20 protein-coding genes are annotated in these 16,915 nt (G+C 53.8%); all 20 read right to left on the reverse strand.

The features are described from left to right. Positions 1-79: 79 nt before the first annotated feature. From ACTS9Y_RS03080 to ACTS9Y_RS03175, 20 genes are read right to left on the reverse strand one after another with little or no spacing between them, the layout of a single operon-like run. Positions 80-784 (reverse strand): class I SAM-dependent methyltransferase, encoded by a 705-nt coding sequence (locus tag ACTS9Y_RS03080; protein ID WP_442584545.1) that lies wholly within the window; start codon positions 782-784, stop codon positions 80-82. After that, positions 781-1,224, reverse strand: a complete 444-nt coding sequence (locus ACTS9Y_RS03085) for an excinuclease ABC subunit A (protein ID WP_442584546.1) — start codon at positions 1,222-1,224, stop codon at positions 781-783. The genes ACTS9Y_RS03080 and ACTS9Y_RS03085 overlap by 4 nt, the downstream gene beginning before the upstream one ends. Positions 1,225-1,256: 32 nt before the next feature. Then, positions 1,257-2,486: a beta-ketoacyl synthase N-terminal-like domain-containing protein gene (locus ACTS9Y_RS03090; RefSeq protein ID WP_442584547.1), complete on the reverse strand. Its 1,230-nt coding sequence runs from the start codon at positions 2,484-2,486 to the stop codon at positions 1,257-1,259. A gap of 2 nt (positions 2,487-2,488) precedes the next feature. After that, a complete protein-coding gene (locus ACTS9Y_RS03095) occupies positions 2,489-2,908 on the reverse strand; it encodes a hypothetical protein (protein ID WP_442584548.1) in 420 nt (139 codons plus the stop codon). Positions 2,909-2,931: 23 nt separating this feature from the next. Continuing rightward, positions 2,932-4,161, reverse strand: a complete 1,230-nt coding sequence (locus ACTS9Y_RS03100) for a beta-ketoacyl-ACP synthase (RefSeq protein ID WP_442584549.1) — start codon at positions 4,159-4,161, stop codon at positions 2,932-2,934. Beyond that, complete coding sequence (locus ACTS9Y_RS03105) at positions 4,161-4,907, reverse strand: 3-ketoacyl-ACP reductase FabG2 (protein WP_442584550.1); 747 nt, start codon at positions 4,905-4,907, stop codon at positions 4,161-4,163. Before ACTS9Y_RS03105 ends, ACTS9Y_RS03100 begins: the two co-directional genes overlap by 1 nt. Beyond that, the gene (locus ACTS9Y_RS03110; RefSeq protein WP_442584551.1) at positions 4,904-5,443 is read right to left on the reverse strand and encodes an ApeP family dehydratase; all 540 of its coding nucleotides are present in this window, start codon (positions 5,441-5,443) and stop codon (positions 4,904-4,906) included. Before ACTS9Y_RS03110 ends, ACTS9Y_RS03105 begins: the two co-directional genes overlap by 4 nt. Next, positions 5,440-6,624 carry a beta-ketoacyl-[acyl-carrier-protein] synthase family protein gene (locus ACTS9Y_RS03115; protein ID WP_442584552.1) on the reverse strand — a complete coding sequence of 395 codons (1,185 nt, stop codon included), beginning with the start codon at positions 6,622-6,624 and terminating at the stop codon, positions 5,440-5,442. Before ACTS9Y_RS03115 ends, ACTS9Y_RS03110 begins: the two co-directional genes overlap by 4 nt. A gap of 25 nt (positions 6,625-6,649) precedes the next feature. Next, positions 6,650-7,198: a DUF3261 domain-containing protein gene (locus tag ACTS9Y_RS03120; RefSeq protein ID WP_442584553.1), complete on the reverse strand. Its 549-nt coding sequence runs from the start codon at positions 7,196-7,198 to the stop codon at positions 6,650-6,652. Continuing rightward, entirely contained in the window at positions 7,191-9,614 is a 2,424-nt protein-coding gene (locus tag ACTS9Y_RS03125) for an MMPL family transporter (RefSeq protein WP_442584554.1), read from the reverse strand. Before ACTS9Y_RS03125 ends, ACTS9Y_RS03120 begins: the two co-directional genes overlap by 8 nt. 29 nt (positions 9,615-9,643) lie before the next feature. Beyond that, on the reverse strand, positions 9,644-10,258 hold the full coding sequence (locus ACTS9Y_RS03130; protein ID WP_442584555.1) for a LolA family protein: 615 nt from the start codon (positions 10,256-10,258) through the stop codon (positions 9,644-9,646). After that, positions 10,258-10,758 carry an acyl-CoA thioesterase gene (locus ACTS9Y_RS03135; protein WP_442584556.1) on the reverse strand — a complete coding sequence of 167 codons (501 nt, stop codon included), beginning with the start codon at positions 10,756-10,758 and terminating at the stop codon, positions 10,258-10,260. The genes ACTS9Y_RS03130 and ACTS9Y_RS03135 overlap by 1 nt, the downstream gene beginning before the upstream one ends. Before the next feature lie 3 nt (positions 10,759-10,761). Further along, complete coding sequence (locus ACTS9Y_RS03140; protein ID WP_442584557.1) at positions 10,762-12,474, reverse strand: glycosyltransferase family 2 protein; 1,713 nt, start codon at positions 12,472-12,474, stop codon at positions 10,762-10,764. Then, positions 12,474-12,821 carry a 3-hydroxyacyl-ACP dehydratase FabZ family protein gene (locus tag ACTS9Y_RS03145; RefSeq protein WP_442584558.1) on the reverse strand — a complete coding sequence of 116 codons (348 nt, stop codon included), beginning with the start codon at positions 12,819-12,821 and terminating at the stop codon, positions 12,474-12,476. Before ACTS9Y_RS03145 ends, ACTS9Y_RS03140 begins: the two co-directional genes overlap by 1 nt. Before the next feature lie 4 nt (positions 12,822-12,825). Next, on the reverse strand, positions 12,826-14,172 hold the full coding sequence (locus ACTS9Y_RS03150; RefSeq protein ID WP_442584559.1) for an AMP-binding protein: 1,347 nt from the start codon (positions 14,170-14,172) through the stop codon (positions 12,826-12,828). A gap of 1 nt (position 14,173) precedes the next feature. Beyond that, positions 14,174-14,758 (reverse strand): hypothetical protein, encoded by a 585-nt coding sequence (locus ACTS9Y_RS03155; RefSeq protein WP_442584560.1) that lies wholly within the window; start codon positions 14,756-14,758, stop codon positions 14,174-14,176. A 7-nt stretch (positions 14,759-14,765) separates the two neighbouring features. Then, positions 14,766-15,023, reverse strand: a complete 258-nt coding sequence (locus tag ACTS9Y_RS03160; protein WP_442584561.1) for an acyl carrier protein — start codon at positions 15,021-15,023, stop codon at positions 14,766-14,768. 44 nt (positions 15,024-15,067) lie between these two features. Next, positions 15,068-15,358: a phosphopantetheine-binding protein gene (locus tag ACTS9Y_RS03165; RefSeq protein ID WP_442584562.1), complete on the reverse strand. Its 291-nt coding sequence runs from the start codon at positions 15,356-15,358 to the stop codon at positions 15,068-15,070. A 45-nt stretch (positions 15,359-15,403) separates the two neighbouring features. After that, positions 15,404-16,177 carry a lysophospholipid acyltransferase family protein gene (locus tag ACTS9Y_RS03170; protein WP_442584563.1) on the reverse strand — a complete coding sequence of 258 codons (774 nt, stop codon included), beginning with the start codon at positions 16,175-16,177 and terminating at the stop codon, positions 15,404-15,406. Further along, positions 16,164-16,901: a beta-ketoacyl synthase chain length factor gene (locus tag ACTS9Y_RS03175; RefSeq protein ID WP_442584564.1), complete on the reverse strand. Its 738-nt coding sequence runs from the start codon at positions 16,899-16,901 to the stop codon at positions 16,164-16,166. The genes ACTS9Y_RS03170 and ACTS9Y_RS03175 overlap by 14 nt, the downstream gene beginning before the upstream one ends. Between the last annotated feature and the right edge of the window lie 14 nt (positions 16,902-16,915).

The raw sequence follows: 16,915 nt of genomic DNA on the forward strand, positions 1-16,915 counted from the left end.
CAATCGCGCAGCACTGCCTGTTTTTTTGTGTAATGTTCAGGGGGAGCCCGCTACCCACCCCTTCAGGCTTATAACGTACTTAAGCAGGTTTGACGGCGACCGCATTGATCAGTGTTTCCTTGCGCTCTTGAGGTACAGCGAACCCTAGCCACTCCATCAATCCGCAATCGGGACGGCTCCACCATAAAAATGGCAGGGAAATATGCGTTTGCGGCAGTGAAAAACCAGCGCTGCGTATCATGTCTGCATATTCATCGGCCGTGCGCTGTACTTCCATAGGATGGCGAAACAGCAAGCGGATCTGCAGAGTTTCAATGTAATGCTTGGTGGATTCAGCAAACAGCAGCAAACCATTCGGTTTGAGGATACGGAAGAACTCCTGCATGGCGGCTTGCTGCTCGACGATATGGTGGAAGGTCTGGTGGCAGAAGATCATATCGACCTGGTTATCTGCGATCTCGTACATATTGGCTGCATTGGCATGACATAGCCGCACCGGCGTTTTGCAACGCGCTGCAGCCGCTCCGGCCCGGGCCTGGATATCAGGGTCGGCATCCACCCCTATCAATAATGCAGGTGAGAAGCGTCGGCTCAGGCTATCAAACGCATGACCAAAACCACAACCGATGTCGAGTATGGTCTCAACCTGGGATTTTTCTGGCGGGATAAAGCGTTGCACGTCATTGAGGGCCCGTTCCAGTACGCGGATCTTCCACATATCCGTGTTGAGAAACCAGTCGCCAAAACGGGACTCTTTGACGAAGGGAAAACGTTGCGTTGTCATTTTAATTTAACCACTGTCCCTTTCAGGGCGACACCTGACATCAATGCACCGCTACCGCACATGTATTCCGTATCGCTCACTGTTTCAATATCTTTATAGTTGCTCTTGATATGAATGACTGCGTTGCCGCCTTCTTTCCTGGCCCGCTCCTGCAACTCGAGCACCGCACTTAAAAAAGCCCACTCACAGGCGACCTGGTCGGACTTGTTGAAACCGTTGGTTTTTTTATTGGTTTTCCATTCGCCAAACTCTTTTTCAACGGCACCGGCTTTTTGATTGCCGAATTGCAGCGTGATCGCCGGGTCCAGTTTGCTTTTGACTTCAGCGTTGGCCAGCGCATCGGCCACCGGATACATTTTGCGGTCATCCCTGGCGTGTGCGTGGGAGGCGAAGACGAATGAAGTGATGACTAACAACATTGCAACATTAGGTTTTTTCATTTTTATAGCCTTTAATGAATAACAGTGAGAAATCAAGCATGGTATCGCTGGAGGATAATGCTGACGTTGGTACCGCCGAATCCAAAGCTGTTGGACATGGCGCATTCTATCGAATAATCCATATTGTGCTCAACGATAGGCAGGCGAGCCGCTTTGGCATCCAGCTTATAAAGATGCGGGCACCCGGCCACAAATCCGTCTTGCATCATGGCGATCACATAAATCAATTCGTGGGCTGCCGAAGCACCGATAGGATGCCCGGAAAGCCCTTTGGTGGAAGAAATCATGGGAATACGCGACTCAAACACCTGCTTGATCGCTTCGAGTTCACTGACATCACCCACCGGGGTCGAGGTGGCATGCGCATTGATATAATCCACGGCTGCGGCTTCAGGCCTGTCTGCCTGATGTTCGGCCAGCGCCAGCTTCATAGCCCTGGCGGCACCTTCCGGCGAAGGCATCACCATATCCGCCAAGCCATCGGATGAAGCACCAAACCCGGTCAGCTCGGCATAAATGTGTGCGCCTCTGGCCTGCGCATGCTCCAGGGATTCGAGGACAAGCATGCCGGCGCCGCCCGCGAACACAAAGCCATCGCGGCTCTCGTCATAAGGGCGTGAAGCAGTCTCATCGGGGAAATGCGTGGTCAATGCACCCATGGCATCAAACATGGCCGCGCTGGTCCAGTTGGCCTCTTCGGCGCCGCCTACAATCATGACATCCTGCTTGCCAAACTGTATCAGCTGGCTGCCATAACCGATGCAATGTGCAGAGGTAGCGCAGGCCGAGGTCATGCCGCAACTCAGCCCTTGTATGCCGAATGCCGTCGCCAGGTTGGCAGAGACGGTACTGCCCATCACGCGTGGCACCACATAAGGCAGCACTTTGTGCAAACCGTGCTGCTCTAGCAATTGCGTTGCAAGATGATGCTCAAACGGCGAGCCGACACCGGAGCCCGTTACCAGGCCGGTACGCTCGGAAGTTAACTGCGCAGAAGTCAGACCACTCGTTTCTATCGCCTGCCGCGCCGCATGGTAGGCATACAGTGAAGCATCGCCCATAAAGCGGCGTAGTTTGCGCGGGACGGGTGGCAAAGTGCTGATATCCGGCTTGCCGGAGACGACACTGCGCATGCCATGTGCTGCATACTCGGCGTCATAACGAATGCCTGAGCGGCCAGCGCGCAAGGCATCCGTGACTTCGACCAGACTGTTTCCCAGGCAGGAGGTGATCCCCACGCCGGTGATGACAACGCGACGCATGCTTACAGCTTGCTGATTTCCTGATCAATCCCCTCTTTCAGGACGCCTACCCATTTATGATAAAAAGGATGGATAAAAGATTGACCTTCTTTGGTTTCAAACTTCATGTTCACACTGTCTTTGTAATGGATCGCGTAAGCGGTAGCATCATAGGTGATCTCGATACGCACCGTGTGTTTGTAGCGCACGACCAGAGTAGCTTCAATCTTGCCGTCAGTGGCAGCAGTCACTTTCCAGTCATTTTTTTCGGCGGCAGTGGTGATTGCCTGCTTTACTTGTGCCGCGGTCAGAGCCTTGCCACTCGCAGGGTGAACGGTGACCTGTTCGGCACCGCCTACGGGCACAGTTGTGCGGGCATTGGCCTGCAAAGGCAACACGGCAATCAGCAACAAGGACATTACTATTGGCAAAAATCTTTTCATTTTTTTCTCCTTTTTTTAAATAATCAGCCGGTAAACTTCTTGAAAATAAGCGAGGTGTTAATCCCCCCGAACGCAAAATTATTACTCATGAAATACTCGATATCTAACGCTCTCCCGGCACCTGTCACATAATCCAGCATGGCGCAGGCCGGGTCAGGCTGCGCCAGGTTGATGGTTGGCGCAAACCACTGGCGCCTGAGCATTTCGATCCCCCACCAGGCCTCGATGGCACCACAAGCGCCCAGGGTGTGCCCGAGAAAACTCTTCATGGAGCTGATGGGCACCTGGCGACCCAATACTTTTTCTGTGGCGTGGCTTTCGGCCACATCGCCGCGATCGGTGGCCGTGCCGTGCGCACTGACATAACCAATGGCACTGGCGGGTAAAGCAGCGTCATCCAGCGCCTGCTGCATGGCCACCGCCATGGTTTCCATTTCAGGCTGGGTGATATGTGTGCCATCGGCGTTGCAGCCAAAACCGACAATTTCGGCATAGATGGTAGCGCCGCGTTGTTGTGCGTGTTCCAGCTCTTCCAGCACCAGGGTCGCCGCACCTTCGCCCACCACCAGGCCATCGCGTTCACGGTCAAACGGGCGCGGGGTGAGCGCGGGTGTATCGTTGCGGGTACTGGTGGCAAATAGCGTATCAAACACCGCGGAACCGGGCGCCGAGATTTCTTCAGCGCCACCGGCCAACATCATGGCCTGACGACCGTATTTAATCGATTCATAGGCATAGCCTATGCCCTGACTACCTGAAGTGCAGGCGCTGGAGGTGGGGATCACGCGGCCTTTCAAGCCAAAAAACAGGCCGATATTCACGGCCGCGGTATGCGGCATCATATGGATGTAACTGGTAGAAGTCACATTCTGCATGTCGCCTTTCTCAAGCATGGCAGCAAATACTTTCACGGGTTCTACACTGCCTGAGGATGAGCCATAGGCAATGCCCATACTGCCATTCTGTATCTCTTCACTATTGAGCAGCCCGGCCTGGGCCAGTGCCATTTCTGTCGCCACTACGGATAGCTGCGCCACCCGCCCCATAGAACGCGTCATCTTGCGCGAGAAATGACCAGGCACGCTGAAATCATCGATCGGCGCAGCAATACGGGTATTCAGTGCGCCTATATAATCCCACTCCGGCATGTACCTGACGGCATTCTGCCCGGCACGCAACCGTTGCTCAATGTCTGACCATTGCGAGCCCAATGCAGTGACACCGCCCATGCCGGTGATAACAACGCGTTTCATCACACCATCCCGCCATTCACGCTCAGCACTTGCCGGGTCATATATGCCGCATCATCCGACATCAAAAACGCCACCGCAGCAGCGACTTCGCGGGTATGGCCCATGCGGCCGACCGGGATCATTTTGAGCATTTCTGGCAGATGCTCCAGCTGCCCTGTCATATCCGTCTCGATCAAGCCCGGGGCGACACAATTCACGGTGATTTTCCGGCTGGCGAGTTCAACCGCCAAGGCTTTTGTGGCACCGATCAAACCCGATTTTGCGGCGCTGTAATTGACCTGGCCGCGATTACCCATAATGCCGGAAACAGAAGCCAGCGTGACGATACGCCCGCCCTGTTTCATTCTCACCATAGGCATCACCAGTGGTTGCACCACATTGAAAAAGCCGTTCAATCCGGTATCGATCACCTGATCCCAGTCCTCTTCGGTCAGGGCGGGGAATGCGCCATCGCGTGTAATGCCCGCATTGCAGACCACACCATAAAAGGCGCCATTGGCGGCGACATCATTTTCCAGCACTTCTTTCACATGCGCCCGGTCGCAGATATCGAACGTGAGTGTGTGCGCTTTGCCTGTATGCGCATTGACTTCAATCGCTTCGATTTCAGCAGCTACCGCAGCAAGTGCATCAGACTCACTTCTGCCATGCAAGGTCACTGCAAACCCTTCGCGCGCAAGTCTTAACGCGATTTCCCGACCTATGCCCCGGCTAGAGCCTGTCACCAATACCCTTCTGCCACTCATGACCCGGCCCCTTGTAAAAATTGTTGGAAATTGTCTGGTTCAAATACTTTTAGTGTGGCACTGGCGAGTACGTTTGCAGTCTCGCCAGGCTGCTTTTCAGCACGTTCATTTTGCTGACCCTGCTCGTTATCGCCCGCCATTACTTGCTCACAAATCGTGCAATCATAAGCAGCCAGGCCACTTTCATCGCGGAAAATCATCACTGCCTGTATGCGCAATTGCCGGTTGCCGATGAAGACTGGCACGCTTGCCAGGTAGCGTCGCGACCCCAGCAACACACCTTGTTTGGGTGGCTGCTGTTGCAGGCGTTTATTCAATGCCACATGACAGCCTATCGCTTGTGCCATCAGTTCAATGCCTATCCACGCAGGCATATTGCCCTCTGCATCGGCGTACCAGGCTTGTGTGTCCGGGGTATACAGCATGGTCACGGATTCGGCATCAAAGCTATCCGCCTGGTCCAGCAGCAGCATAGGCGGCCTGTGCATCAGCAATTCAGAGACATCGGGTAATACTTGTATGTCAGATGGATTCACAGGCCGGCCCCCAGGATCACGCTGGCATTGCTGCCGCCAAAAGCAAACGAGTTACTCATGCAGATACGTGGTGCGACTGCATCGGTGGCAGTCTCTGCCGTGACCAGGTTTAACGCTGGCATCTCTGTATCGGCACAGCCGTCCCAATGATGGGCGGGCATTTTCCCGTCCTGGATGGCTAACGCACAAATGGCGATTTCGGTGGCACCGGCGGCGCCTAGCGTATGCCCGGTGTATGGCTTGGTGCCACTGCATGGCACGCCCGCACTGAAAATCTCGGCTACCGCCAAGCTTTCCATCGCGTCATTTTTAGGGGTGGCGGTAGCATGCAGGTTCAGGTACCAGATATCGCTGGCCGACAATGCTGCGTCCTGCAAGGCATATTGCATGGCCTGTTTTGCGCCTGTCCCTTCCGGATGCGGGGAAGAAATATGCCAGGCATCACTGCTTTCACCTATGCCCAACAGCTGGAAAGGCGATGCGTCGCGGCGCATGACAAACAGGGCGGCGCCTTCGCCAATATTAATGCCGGACCGGTTAACACTCATCGGGTTACACAAGGTAGAGGAGATGGATTCCAGCGCATGGAAGCCATTAAAGGTCAGGTTGCAGAGTGAATCTACGCCACCGACAATGACTGCATCACATAACCGGTGCCGTATCAGGTTGCGTGCCGACTGGAAGGCTTTAGCACTGGAAGTGCATGCGGTGGATACAGTGTAGGCCAGCGCAGTCAGACCGAAATACTCAGACAGGAAACGCGAGGGTGAACCAAACTCATGCTGCGCATAATCATAGGTTTCAGGCAGCTCGCCTGTCGTGCGCATGACGCGCAAGGCGGCTTCAGTCTCGGCAATGCCAGAGGTACTGGTACCCAGCACCACCCCTACCCTGTGCGGGCCAAACTGCGCAATGGCGGCTTCGATTTCAGCCTGAATCTGCAATGTAGCCGCAAGCAATAGCTGGTTATTGCGGCTATCAAACTTGCGTAGATGCGGCGGGATGTCAGGCAACTGGCCTTGCGCGCGCCCGACCGGGATGGTTCGCTGCGGGATCCAGCCAGTTTCGTCCACCATGCCGGAGGTATCAGCCTGCCACAATGCAGCAGCGATTGACTCGCGGCCAGAGCCCAGCGCGTTGATGATCCCCGGATGTGATAAATAAATGGAAGCTTGCTGCATCAGCGTTTTTTATTTTAATGGTTAGTTATTCAAGCGTTTCAATGTCCATCTGCATATCCAGTGCAGGAAAACGGACCAGTAATTTCTGATATGGATGTTCAATCGAATGGAACTTAACATCCATTATCACTTTACCATTTAATATTATATCGCGCTGCAATGTACTCTCGTGCATTTCGGCATTACGACTTAATCCTTCGCGCACCTGGCTGGCTGGCCAGCGCGTTACCTGCAACAATGCCAGCAACCATTTGGCATCCCAGTGAGTACCCAGTTGCTCCACCTGGATAACGCCTGCATTCGGCATATCGATATTAGCCAGCGTTTGCCCCAGTGGCGACAACATCGCCATGCGCACCCCGGAAGCATCCACCTCGACACTGGTCAGCAGGGTTTCCTGCGTTTGTTTCAGCGTTACCGTGACTTTTTGCTGCTCGGCAAACGCAGGTATCTGTGTTGTCGGTTGCAAGCAATATTGCACATTGCCTGGCAATGCGGTGCAGCGCGGGGAAGAGGTACTGCTGCAGGCAGCCACCAGTATAGCTATGGCTAATATCGCTACATGCTTAAACACGTTGTGACTCCGGCAACACAGTCCCCAATAAACTTAACGGTGCACATATCACGCTCACGCCTATTCCGATCAGCAAGGTGGCGCCAAACCCGGAAAGTGCCGGCATATGGCTTAACGATAGCAAACCGAAAGAAAGCAGGGTGGTAGCGGCAGAAAGCAGCACCCCCACCAGTGCCGAGGGCTGGCTCCAGCCGCCTTCATACAAAAATATCGCATAATTGACACCCACACCCAGCACCAGCATCAAAGCCATCATATTAAACAGGGTGAAGGTGATCCCGGCATAGCCCAGCACACCTATGGTCACGAAAATGGCCAATAATGGTGGCAACAACATCAACAAGGCACGGCGCCAGCGGTAGCGGATGCCGAGCAGCACCAGGATCAGGGCAAACGCACCCGCCAGCCAGAACGCGCTCCATTGCCGGTACTGGGCGAGCAGTTGGCTGACACTGGACGGTTTATCTACAAATACCACACCGGGCAGATGGCTGGTTGCTTGTTGCAAGGCGGGCATATCCTGGCTACGCTGCAATTGCACAATAGACGCATAGCCTGCACCTTGCTGGCCTAACCACAGATGCCGCACAGGCATTGAAACCGGTGATTGCAACCAGTCTTCAATCGTCACCGGCTGAGCAGATGCCGTCATTGCCTGTAACCATTCCGCGATAACTTCCTCACGTAAGCCCGCTTCGGACATGATGTGGGCGAGCTGAGTCTGCTGCCCGCTCAAGCGCGATTGCAATAACTGGTGATTTTCCAGCTGTGTACGCGTAGACGGCACCATGGTGGAGATGCTCTGGTAACCAGACAGCTGCCGCCTGCTGACGAATTGCTTCAGTACCGAATCCAGTTGCTCCTCATGTTGTAACACCTGCTCCGGCGTATTGCCTTGCACCAGGAAGAAAGCAGTTTCAGTCTCCAGCCCTACCAGTTGCCGCACTTTTTGTTCCTGTTGCTGCAAAACCTGCGAGCGATGGACCAGGATGCGGATATCATCATTTGCCTCTATCATCCGCCAGCCGGGGATCATCACCACGGCGAGAATGATGAGTGCACCCAGCATCTTTTTAGCGCTCAGCCAGTGCAAAAAACGTGGCAAGGCCTGTTGCAGGCGCACAAAATAAGCAGGTGTCGTGATCTTATGTGGCCGGGATAAAAATATCGGCAATAGCAGCAACACTGTAGCCCAGGTTACCAGCAAGCCGACCATGGCAAACATGGCGATTTGCGATAAGGCGGGGAAAGGCGCACCGGCAAGCGCTGCGTAACCAAGCAGACTGGTCAGCAACGCCATAGTGAGTGCCGAAGTGATGTTGCGTATGCCTGAACGGGCCTGCCACTGCACTCCGGCGGCCATCCTGGCAGAAAAGAACTGGATACTGTAATCAAACGCCTCGCCAATCAGGCTGGCGCCAAACACCAGCGTGATCAAATGGATCTTGCCGTAGACCAGTAAAATCACCACCAGTGCCGTCAGTATCCCCCATGCCACACTGGCCAGACCCAGCAGCAGTGGCCGCACGCTGCGATACACTAACAGCATCAGCAACAGGATGCCGGTGAGGGACACCAGCCCTATCATATCCACTTCCGCGCGGGTACTGGCTTGCGCGTCGCTGGCATAAAACACCGCCCCGGCTTTGAGCAAACCGGCGCCTGGTAATTGCTGATGCAATCCCTGCTCGGCCTGCTGCAAGGCCGCCAGTGTCTTTTCCTGAATGGTGGCATCATAAGAGGAGCCCCTGAGCAGGATACTCACCAGCACCCAAGTGCGGGATTTGCCGTTTGCCATGTGCTCCTGCGTGGTCAATATGCCGTCATTCACCGTCAGCTTGCCAGGGTTAACCATGGTTTGCGCCAGCCAGCGGTCACCCAGGCCAAACGGATCCTCGGCGAGCGGCACTGTCATGCCGAATGACATAGGGCTCATCAGTTTCTGCTGTAGCTGCGCTTGCCAATCCATCTGGCTTTGCTGTAAGGCTTGCGCATCGTCATCGGCCAGCAGTGTGGTGCGATGGGCAAGATAATTCTGCTGAATCTGCCGGATATCAAACGCTGGCACCTCAATATCCACGCGCTGAAAAACGCCGGACTGCTGCAGTTGATGGGCGAATGCACGCGAAGCAGCCATCAGCTGAGTGTCACTTCCTGAGGTTAGGCCTTCTTCCACTTGTTCAATTGGCGCACCTATCAGCAGAAATACCCTGTTACCTATCAATGCGGACAAATGCTGGACAGCCGTTTCAGCCACTGCATTACGCTCGGTTTTGGGCAGCAGATCGAGCAGGTTGGTCTCTATCGGCAGCCCTTGCCTGAAATCGTGCACACTGCAAACGCGCAACGCGCCTGCCAGCACCAGCGCAGCCAGGAGTATCCACAGCCACAAGCGCTGTTTTAATGACTTATCCATGTTCAATCACGCAATGCATGGGTTAAACATTACTGGCCGGAGCCTGAGGTGTTTTGAGTGGGCACGCCTGCACCTGCTCGGTTCAGGAAACGGATATCAGTGCGGTCGCCATTGGCTTCGTCGATCTGCACCGTTTCTACGGTCTGGTTGCCGGTCATGACGATTTCCGTCATCGCCTTACGCAGGTATGCGGCTTTGGGCGTCAAATGCATCTCCCACTTCTGGATAGAGCCAAGCGCCGTCATTTGAAAGTGCTGTGCCAGCAGTGCCTGGTCGGCGCTTAAAATGGCTTTAAAGATATTGCTGATCTGCGCAATGGCAGGCGAATCTTCTGCTTTGCGCTCGCGGCGCTCGCCCGCTGCGTTGGTTTCAATCATGGCCTGCCCGTTAAATTCATAGCGCACCCGGTAAGGCGACGTCAACTGCCAGACTATGCCGTCAGCTTGGTTATATAGCAGCGCGCCCTTCATCACCAGCGGTTTTTTCAGCGCGGCCATTTGTTTGGTCTGGACAAAATCCACCTGCAAGTTGCCCTGTTTTGCAAGTTGCTGGCTGATCTCCTGCAACAAGGCCTCTGATTTGTCTGCGGCCATGGCAGGCATCACCCACATCGCCACCCATAACATCATGCTTAAATAACGCATTAACTTTTATTCCCTGGTTTCTCAATGTTTGGTTCTTCAGTATTTGGATCGCCACTGGCTTTAATTTGCTGGCACAGCAGGTCTATTTTTTCTAATAGCACGGGCGGCGAAACAAATTGCAGTTCCAGGGTGGTTGCCTCCAGCGCGACTTGCGTGGTGCTGGCCTTGGTGAGTTTTTCGCCTGTATGCAGGTGACTGATCTGGTAAGCCACTTTCAAGCGGTTCTCATATTCGACCAGTGTGGCTTGCACCTGTAACACATCGCCATAAAATACCGGTTTAATATACTTCAACTGGCAATCCACCACCGGCCACAAGTAACCTGATGCGGTCATGTCCGGGTAGTCATAGCCAAACCTGCGGAACAAGGCACAACGCGCGATTTCGAGATATTTCACATAATGCCCGTGCCAGACCACATGCATTTGATCGACATCATGAAAAGCAACTTCTATTTCTACCGTTGCGCTAATGACAGGAATGGCGTTTGCTGAATGCACGGATTATTTCCAGAAATTAAAGAAATTGAACCATTGCAGCGGATATTGCCTGCAATAGGCTTCCAGCCGCTGTGCGTAACGTTGCGCATACCCGGCAACATACTGCTGCCGCTCTTTTCTGGGCAGTACCACCTGCTCGGCAAACGGCTCCAGAAAAATGTTGTGCGCCTGTGCGTCTGATAAACAGAACATCAGGAAAACCGGGCATTCCAGCAAGCTGGCCAATATCCACGGCCCTTGCGCGAACTGGGCCGGGTAGCCTAAAAAATCAGCCGTGACCACACGGCCATTTTCGGCAGGGGGTGTTCTATCGCCCATAATCACCACCAGCTCGCCCTGCTCTATCTTCTCTTTCAGCATCACAGCCGTGTCAGGGCCAAACTGGCTGACCTGTAATAGATTCACGCCAAAATCTGCACTGGATTTGGCCAGCAGCGTATTAAAGCGTTGCGCGTGCTCAGTGTAAACCACCGCATTGATCGTTAACTTGCGCTGTACCGCCAGCGCCCTGGCCATCTCTATATTGCCCAGATGCGCACTGACGATCAGCGCACCTTGTTGGGCTTGCCCGGATGAAGACTGCCCCGAGACTGAGAGGTGCTCAAGGCCATGTACAGTGACCTGGCTGTTGGGGATATCGCCTATCCAGGCAGAGAATTTATCCAGCGCAGAGCGAGCAAACATCAGCATATGTTGGAATATCGCCCATGTACCCTGTGGCGTTGGCTGAGAAGTGCTTTGTGATAAGCGCTGCAAATATAGCTGTGAGGACTGTCTGGCCGCTGTATTCGTCAGCAAAAAATAAAACACGATCGGGTACAGCATCAGCCTGGCAATCGGTTTGCCCAGCCAGCGGTAACTGGCCAATAGCACTGTCATGCCTAAGCTGCTGCCGCGCTCGGGGTAACTGGACCAGTGTGGCGCAGAAGCCGAGGCCGCAGATGACGCAGGCACGGCTGCAGCAGGCTTAGCCGGAGCTGGTACGAGTTTGCGCGCCAGCAATAGCGGCGCACGCCACAGCATGCCCAGGCACAATCGGGTATGCATTTTCGTGATGCGTACATTGTCATGCAATAAATCAAAATGAGAGAGGCCATCTGCCGGGTAAACCACCCTGGTCGCTACATTGACAAACCTGACACCCTGCCAGGCCAGCCGCACGGCAATGGCCGTATCAAAATCCATGCGTTCAGGTAAATGAGTATGCGCCAGCAAGCGCTTGACTGCCGCTAACGGATAAAGCCTGAAGCCGCACATAGAGTCTTTTATTTCAAACGAAAGCGTCTCCAGCCAGACAAACACATGCGTGACATAGCGACCATACAAGCGGCTTTTAGGCACACTGTCATCATAAACAGGCTTGCCCAGAATGACAGCCTGTGGCGCCTGACTGCCTGCCTGCATAAAACGGGCGACATCCTGCACCGCATGCTGGCCATCGGCATCGATTTGCAAGCCATGGGTAAAGCCCAGTGATTCCGCCTGCGTCAAGCCATGCACGACTGCAGCGCCTTTACCGCGGTTTTGCGGCAAGCGGTAGAGGGTCACCAGCGCACAACTGGCCGCCAGGTCAGCAAGCACAGCCTGGGTATCTTCATCACTGCCATCATCCACAATCAATATCGGATACTGATAAGAGGCGAGTTGATTCACAGTCGCTGTAATGGTGCGGCCATGGTTATAAATCGGGATGATGATGCAAGGGGTAAACACCATCACACGCCACCCAACAAAATCCGGCCTGCCGAGTACTTTTTCTCAGCGTACGCATATTCAAAACTGAGCACCTGCTTTTCTGCCTGCCAGTCGAGTGACAGGCTTAGCTGCATTTCCGGCAGCACCACCGCTAAAAACTTGATGTTTTCCATAGATAAAAACACCCCAGTAGCAGGAGTATATTCACGTCCATACAGCATGGCCCAGTGCAATTGCACCACGCCGGGCAGGATCGGCAAGCCGGGGAAATGTCCGGCAAAAAAAGCCAGCTCAGGCTGTATGCGCATGTCTATGCGGCAACGGCTAGCACTCTCGGTATGGATCGCTAAAATCTCGGGAACATTCATGGCATCAATGTGGTGTCGTCGACATAAATAATGCCTGTACGGCAGAAAATTGTACCTTGCCACGGTCATTGACCGGTAATTCTTTGACGAAGCGCCAGTAGCGTGGCAATAACACGGCATCATAAAACTGGGCGAGGTATTGCTTGATCAGCTGCGAACTCGCGCGCTGACTTAAGCCTGCATGTGCTTGTGTCCCCTCGGCACTCAGCACAATGACTGCGCCTACCGATTGCCTGCGCCGCGATACTTCAGAGATCACCGCATGGCTGATCCAGGGATGCTCAGTCAAGCGCTGCTCCATTTCAGGCAAGGATAGGCGCTTGCCTTCCACTTTCAGGATACGGTCCAAGCGCCCGATCAACCTGAATTGCTGCGCTGAGACAGGCTCGATCTGGTCTTCCATGCGCACTTCATGGCGATCAGCTGCAAACGGCGACTGTAACAATAAAGCACCATCAGCATCAGCGCGCACCTGCAAACCTGGCAATGCGCGCCAGGCATCATCACCCTGCCGCACGCGCCAGGCGATGGCGCCAGTTTCGGTGCTGCCATAAATCTCTGCTGGCGCATGGTGGAGCAAACCACTCAAACGCATGGCGATATCCACAGGCAACACCCCGCCGGAGGAAAGCATCATACTGATCTGCTGCTGGCACAGTGATAAATCCAGCAAGTCCGGCAACCGCAACAGATGCGCAGGGCTGGAGACCAGCACCACTTTAGGCAGCACCCGCAAACGCTCCATCAGCATATCCGGCGTAGCGCACAAGTGGTTGTCAAAGGTGCTACCCAATACAAAAGGCAACATCAGGCGGAAAGTAAATCCGTAAAAATGCTGGTGTGGCACGGTGCTCACCACCGCCACATGCCGGAAGCGGTCGCCCAGCACCTGCTCCAGTGTGGTTAACTCCAATTGTACTTGCAGCAGGGTTTTCTCTACCGGCTTAGGTTGCCCTGAGGAGCCTGAGGTATAAAACACAATCTTTGCCTGTTCCGGGGCAAGTACTGGCAACTCAAATCCTGTAAACCCGGATTCAAGCTCCGGCAACGCGTCCAGCGTCGTATCGCAACTGTCACTGAGCAACTGCATGGTGCCTGGCAATGTGTTCGGCGGCACAATGACTGTTTTATTGGCATATAGCAACGCCAGCATGGCAATCAGGAAATCCAGTGGCTGCGTCAGTGACAACATCCATCGCCGGGCTGGGTGTGCAGTAAAGTATTGAGTAGCCTCAGCGATGCGCTGATGGCACTCTGCCCATGTCAACGCACGGGTGCCGTCTATGCAGACGATATGGTCTGCGGGAAACGTCTGCGCGTTCAACTGGCTTAAAGAGATCAGGGGCTGCATCTCAACCTGCCCGTTTTAACCAGTAATGCCTGAACAGCCACTCACCGGCAAACAAAGCGCCCATGGCCAGGTAGGTGAAAAACCCGTTATACCAGGCCCAAAACGCTTTGCTGCTATACAGTGCGGTGTAGAGGGAAAAACTGGTATTCAACAACAGGAACACACTCCATATGCGGGTCACATTGCGGGTATAGCTAATCGCCCGCGGCGGCAGGTCAGGCTGCTGTATGCGCGCGAATATTTCGATCATGGAAGGTGGATAGATCAGGGACAACGTGAACAACAGCCAGACACCTGCATTCACCGCAGCAGGGTACAGACGCAGCAGTAGTGGATCATTGGAGATCAGCACGCTGCACAGCAGCAGGCCCAACCCCAGCATGATGATTAAATAAGGGCGCGGAAATGCAGAAAAGAGATGCCGGATATTCGCCCGCATTCTAACCAGCAAGACGACGAGCAGGCCTAACCCTACATAGCGCGGCTCAAAATACACCAGGCCGAACAAAATGATAAAGGGATAAGCCAGTATGGAAATCGCGGCCACTACCTGCATCCATGAGAACCTGGCCTCGTGGAGCTTCATCAGGGCCTCAGCTTGAAATCAGCTTGCGTACGGCACCGACCACGTCATTCACCGTGCGCACCGATTTGAAATCTTCCGGCTTGATCCGTTTGCCAGTCATGGTTTGCAATTTAATGGCGAGGTCCACCGCGTCGATACTGTCGAGATCCAGGTCCTGAAACAAATGTGTTTCAGGCTTGATACTCTCGGCATCGACATCAAACGTGTCCTTGAATACTGTTTTTAACCGCCCCAAAATTTCCTGATCAGATAATTCTTGTAGCATCACCCTCTGAGTCCTATCCCTGTTTTATTTATGGGAAGCCCTGATTAAGCTTCCGGTTGTTGCGCATTCTGTGATTGCACTTCCAGTTGTCGCGTCACAAATTCGGCCAGGTTTTTGACTGACTGAAAATTGTTACGGTTGTCGCTATTGGTAGCTTCAATCTGGATCTGATATTTTTTACGTAAGGCCACGCCAATTTCCAGCGCATCAATCGAGTCCAGGCCCAGCCCGCTAGCGTCAAATAACAGCATATCATCGTCGATATCGCCAGTCGTCACCTCTTCAAGATCCAGGGCGTCAATGACTAGCTGTTTAATTTCTAAAGTAGAAGGCATGCATTTACTATTCTATTGATTTTATTATGTTATTGATTAAATACACTAGCGATTAAGTGCAATCTGATCCGCAAAATAATCTTCCAGTTTTTTGGTGAGTTGTCGTGCAGAAAAACCGTCAACATCACTCTCAGCCCCCGTCATCACTTTCTCAATGCTGATGGCTGGCTGCACCTCGACAAATAAATTCGCCTTGGTGCGCGGGATTTTATACCACTTCTCCCCTTTTGTTAATGTGCTGGGACGGCACTGAATGATGACAGGGGTCAGCATGGCTTTGCTTCTTAACAATATATGCGCGGTACCGCGCTTGAACTTCAGCGCTTCACCAGGGCGGCTGCGTGTGCCTTCCGGGAAAATAATCAGGTTATTGCCCGCTTGTAATGCCTGCTCGCACTGATCTATCAGGCTATCAGAGTCAGAGTTACGTATGTAATCTGCCGACCGCACCACCATGCCCACAAAGGGATTGTTCCATAGTTCCTGCTTCACAATGCAATTGACATTCGGCATATAGGCAATGATGGCGATCACATCAATCAAGGTAGGATGATTGGCCAGGATCAGTTGCCCACGGCTCTGTGTCAGGCGTTGGGCCGATCTGATCTCAAACTTGAGCACGCCGGTGAACTGCATCACCCACAGAAACATGGCAAATGCGGTCTGGATGGTTTTTCGCGCCAGCTGGGTGCGATATTTGCCCGCAAACACGAAGTACAGGGGAAAGATGACGACCGTCATCACCAGCGCCCCAAATCCAAACAGGAAAAAGCACAATGCGGTGGCAAATAATCGCCAGGCATAATCAATGCGCTGCATGTGCAAACTCCCATTGCCATGCGCGTCCGTCACCTTGCCAGGTGGCGGCCTGCCCTTGTTGCATGCTTTCTACCCAGGCCAAGGACATCGGCAATGTGGGCGGCACATCGGAAGATGCGGCTGCTTGTGTAGCGAGTTTGAGCGTACATGCCGGGGATGCACCCGACAGCAATATCCCCACTGCATGTGGCACAAAAGTGCCGGCATCGTCTGTGTGATAAAAATCTGGCGGCGCGTCTTCAGCGTATAGATAGAGTACCGGCTGTTCTGGCTGGCTTTGCCATTGCAAGGCGGCCTCGAGCAGGCCCATGGCAAACGTATGCGCGCCGGCAGAGATGGCCGTGGATGGCCAGATATTTTTTGCCTGCATGGAATACACGCCAGTACTGGCATTCAGCACTGCCATACTGAATGCCGTCGGTGACAAGGGTTCCGCCGAGACGATCTCCTGCAACATGGCGGTTGTTCTTGTCAGATCACCATGCCGCGAGGCAAATACCACCCGTACCTGCGCATCATAGCCCGCACACTCGTTGGCGACATGCAGGCACATCTTGGTCAGCAAACCCAGTTTGCGCCTGATGGAAAGCTCCATAAAGCTCACATCCGGGCTGGCCGCCTGCGCCCCCTGCTGCCAGCTCGCCCATTTTGCGACAGGCAGGACAATGTTATCGCCAGGGACAACTTGCTCGCTATTGTTGTTATGTTTAGAAAAAGTCATCATTCATCAACATTGAT

The organism is Methylophilus sp. (genome assembly GCF_052173275.1).
Taxonomy (GTDB): domain Bacteria; phylum Pseudomonadota; class Gammaproteobacteria; order Burkholderiales; family Methylophilaceae; genus Methylophilus.

Bases quoted from the DNA above. Each gene is read 5' to 3' on its own strand.
- ACTS9Y_RS03080 (WP_442584545.1), bottom strand. From the start codon at position 784: ATGACAACGCAACGTTTTCCCTTCGTCAAAGAGTCCCGTTTTGGCGAC.
- ACTS9Y_RS03130 (WP_442584555.1), bottom strand. From the start codon at position 10,258: ATGCGTTATTTAAGCATGATGTTATGGGTGGCGATGTGGGTGATGCCT.
- ACTS9Y_RS03145 (WP_442584558.1), bottom strand. From the start codon at position 12,821: ATGAATGTTCCCGAGATTTTAGCGATCCATACCGAGAGTGCTAGCCGT.
- ACTS9Y_RS03140 (WP_442584557.1), bottom strand. From the start codon at position 12,474: ATGGTGTTTACCCCTTGCATCATCATCCCGATTTATAACCATGGCCGC.
- ACTS9Y_RS03105 (WP_442584550.1), bottom strand. From the start codon at position 4,907: ATGAGTGGCAGAAGGGTATTGGTGACAGGCTCTAGCCGGGGCATAGGT.
- ACTS9Y_RS03150 (WP_442584559.1), bottom strand. From the start codon at position 14,172: ATGCAGCCCCTGATCTCTTTAAGCCAGTTGAACGCGCAGACGTTTCCC.
- ACTS9Y_RS03095 (WP_442584548.1), bottom strand. From the start codon at position 2,908: ATGAAAAGATTTTTGCCAATAGTAATGTCCTTGTTGCTGATTGCCGTG.
- ACTS9Y_RS03100 (WP_442584549.1), bottom strand. From the start codon at position 4,161: ATGAAACGCGTTGTTATCACCGGCATGGGCGGTGTCACTGCATTGGGC.
- ACTS9Y_RS03125 (WP_442584554.1), bottom strand. From the start codon at position 9,614: ATGGATAAGTCATTAAAACAGCGCTTGTGGCTGTGGATACTCCTGGCT.
- ACTS9Y_RS03115 (WP_442584552.1), bottom strand. From the start codon at position 6,624: ATGCAGCAAGCTTCCATTTATTTATCACATCCGGGGATCATCAACGCG.
- ACTS9Y_RS03155 (WP_442584560.1), bottom strand. From the start codon at position 14,758: ATGAAGCTCCACGAGGCCAGGTTCTCATGGATGCAGGTAGTGGCCGCG.
- ACTS9Y_RS03085 (WP_442584546.1), bottom strand. From the start codon at position 1,224: ATGAAAAAACCTAATGTTGCAATGTTGTTAGTCATCACTTCATTCGTC.
- ACTS9Y_RS03165 (WP_442584562.1), bottom strand. From the start codon at position 15,358: ATGCCTTCTACTTTAGAAATTAAACAGCTAGTCATTGACGCCCTGGAT.
- ACTS9Y_RS03160 (WP_442584561.1), bottom strand. From the start codon at position 15,023: ATGCTACAAGAATTATCTGATCAGGAAATTTTGGGGCGGTTAAAAACA.
- ACTS9Y_RS03175 (WP_442584564.1), bottom strand. From the start codon at position 16,901: ATGATGACTTTTTCTAAACATAACAACAATAGCGAGCAAGTTGTCCCT.
- ACTS9Y_RS03170 (WP_442584563.1), bottom strand. From the start codon at position 16,177: ATGCAGCGCATTGATTATGCCTGGCGATTATTTGCCACCGCATTGTGC.
- ACTS9Y_RS03090 (WP_442584547.1), bottom strand. From the start codon at position 2,486: ATGCGTCGCGTTGTCATCACCGGCGTGGGGATCACCTCCTGCCTGGGA.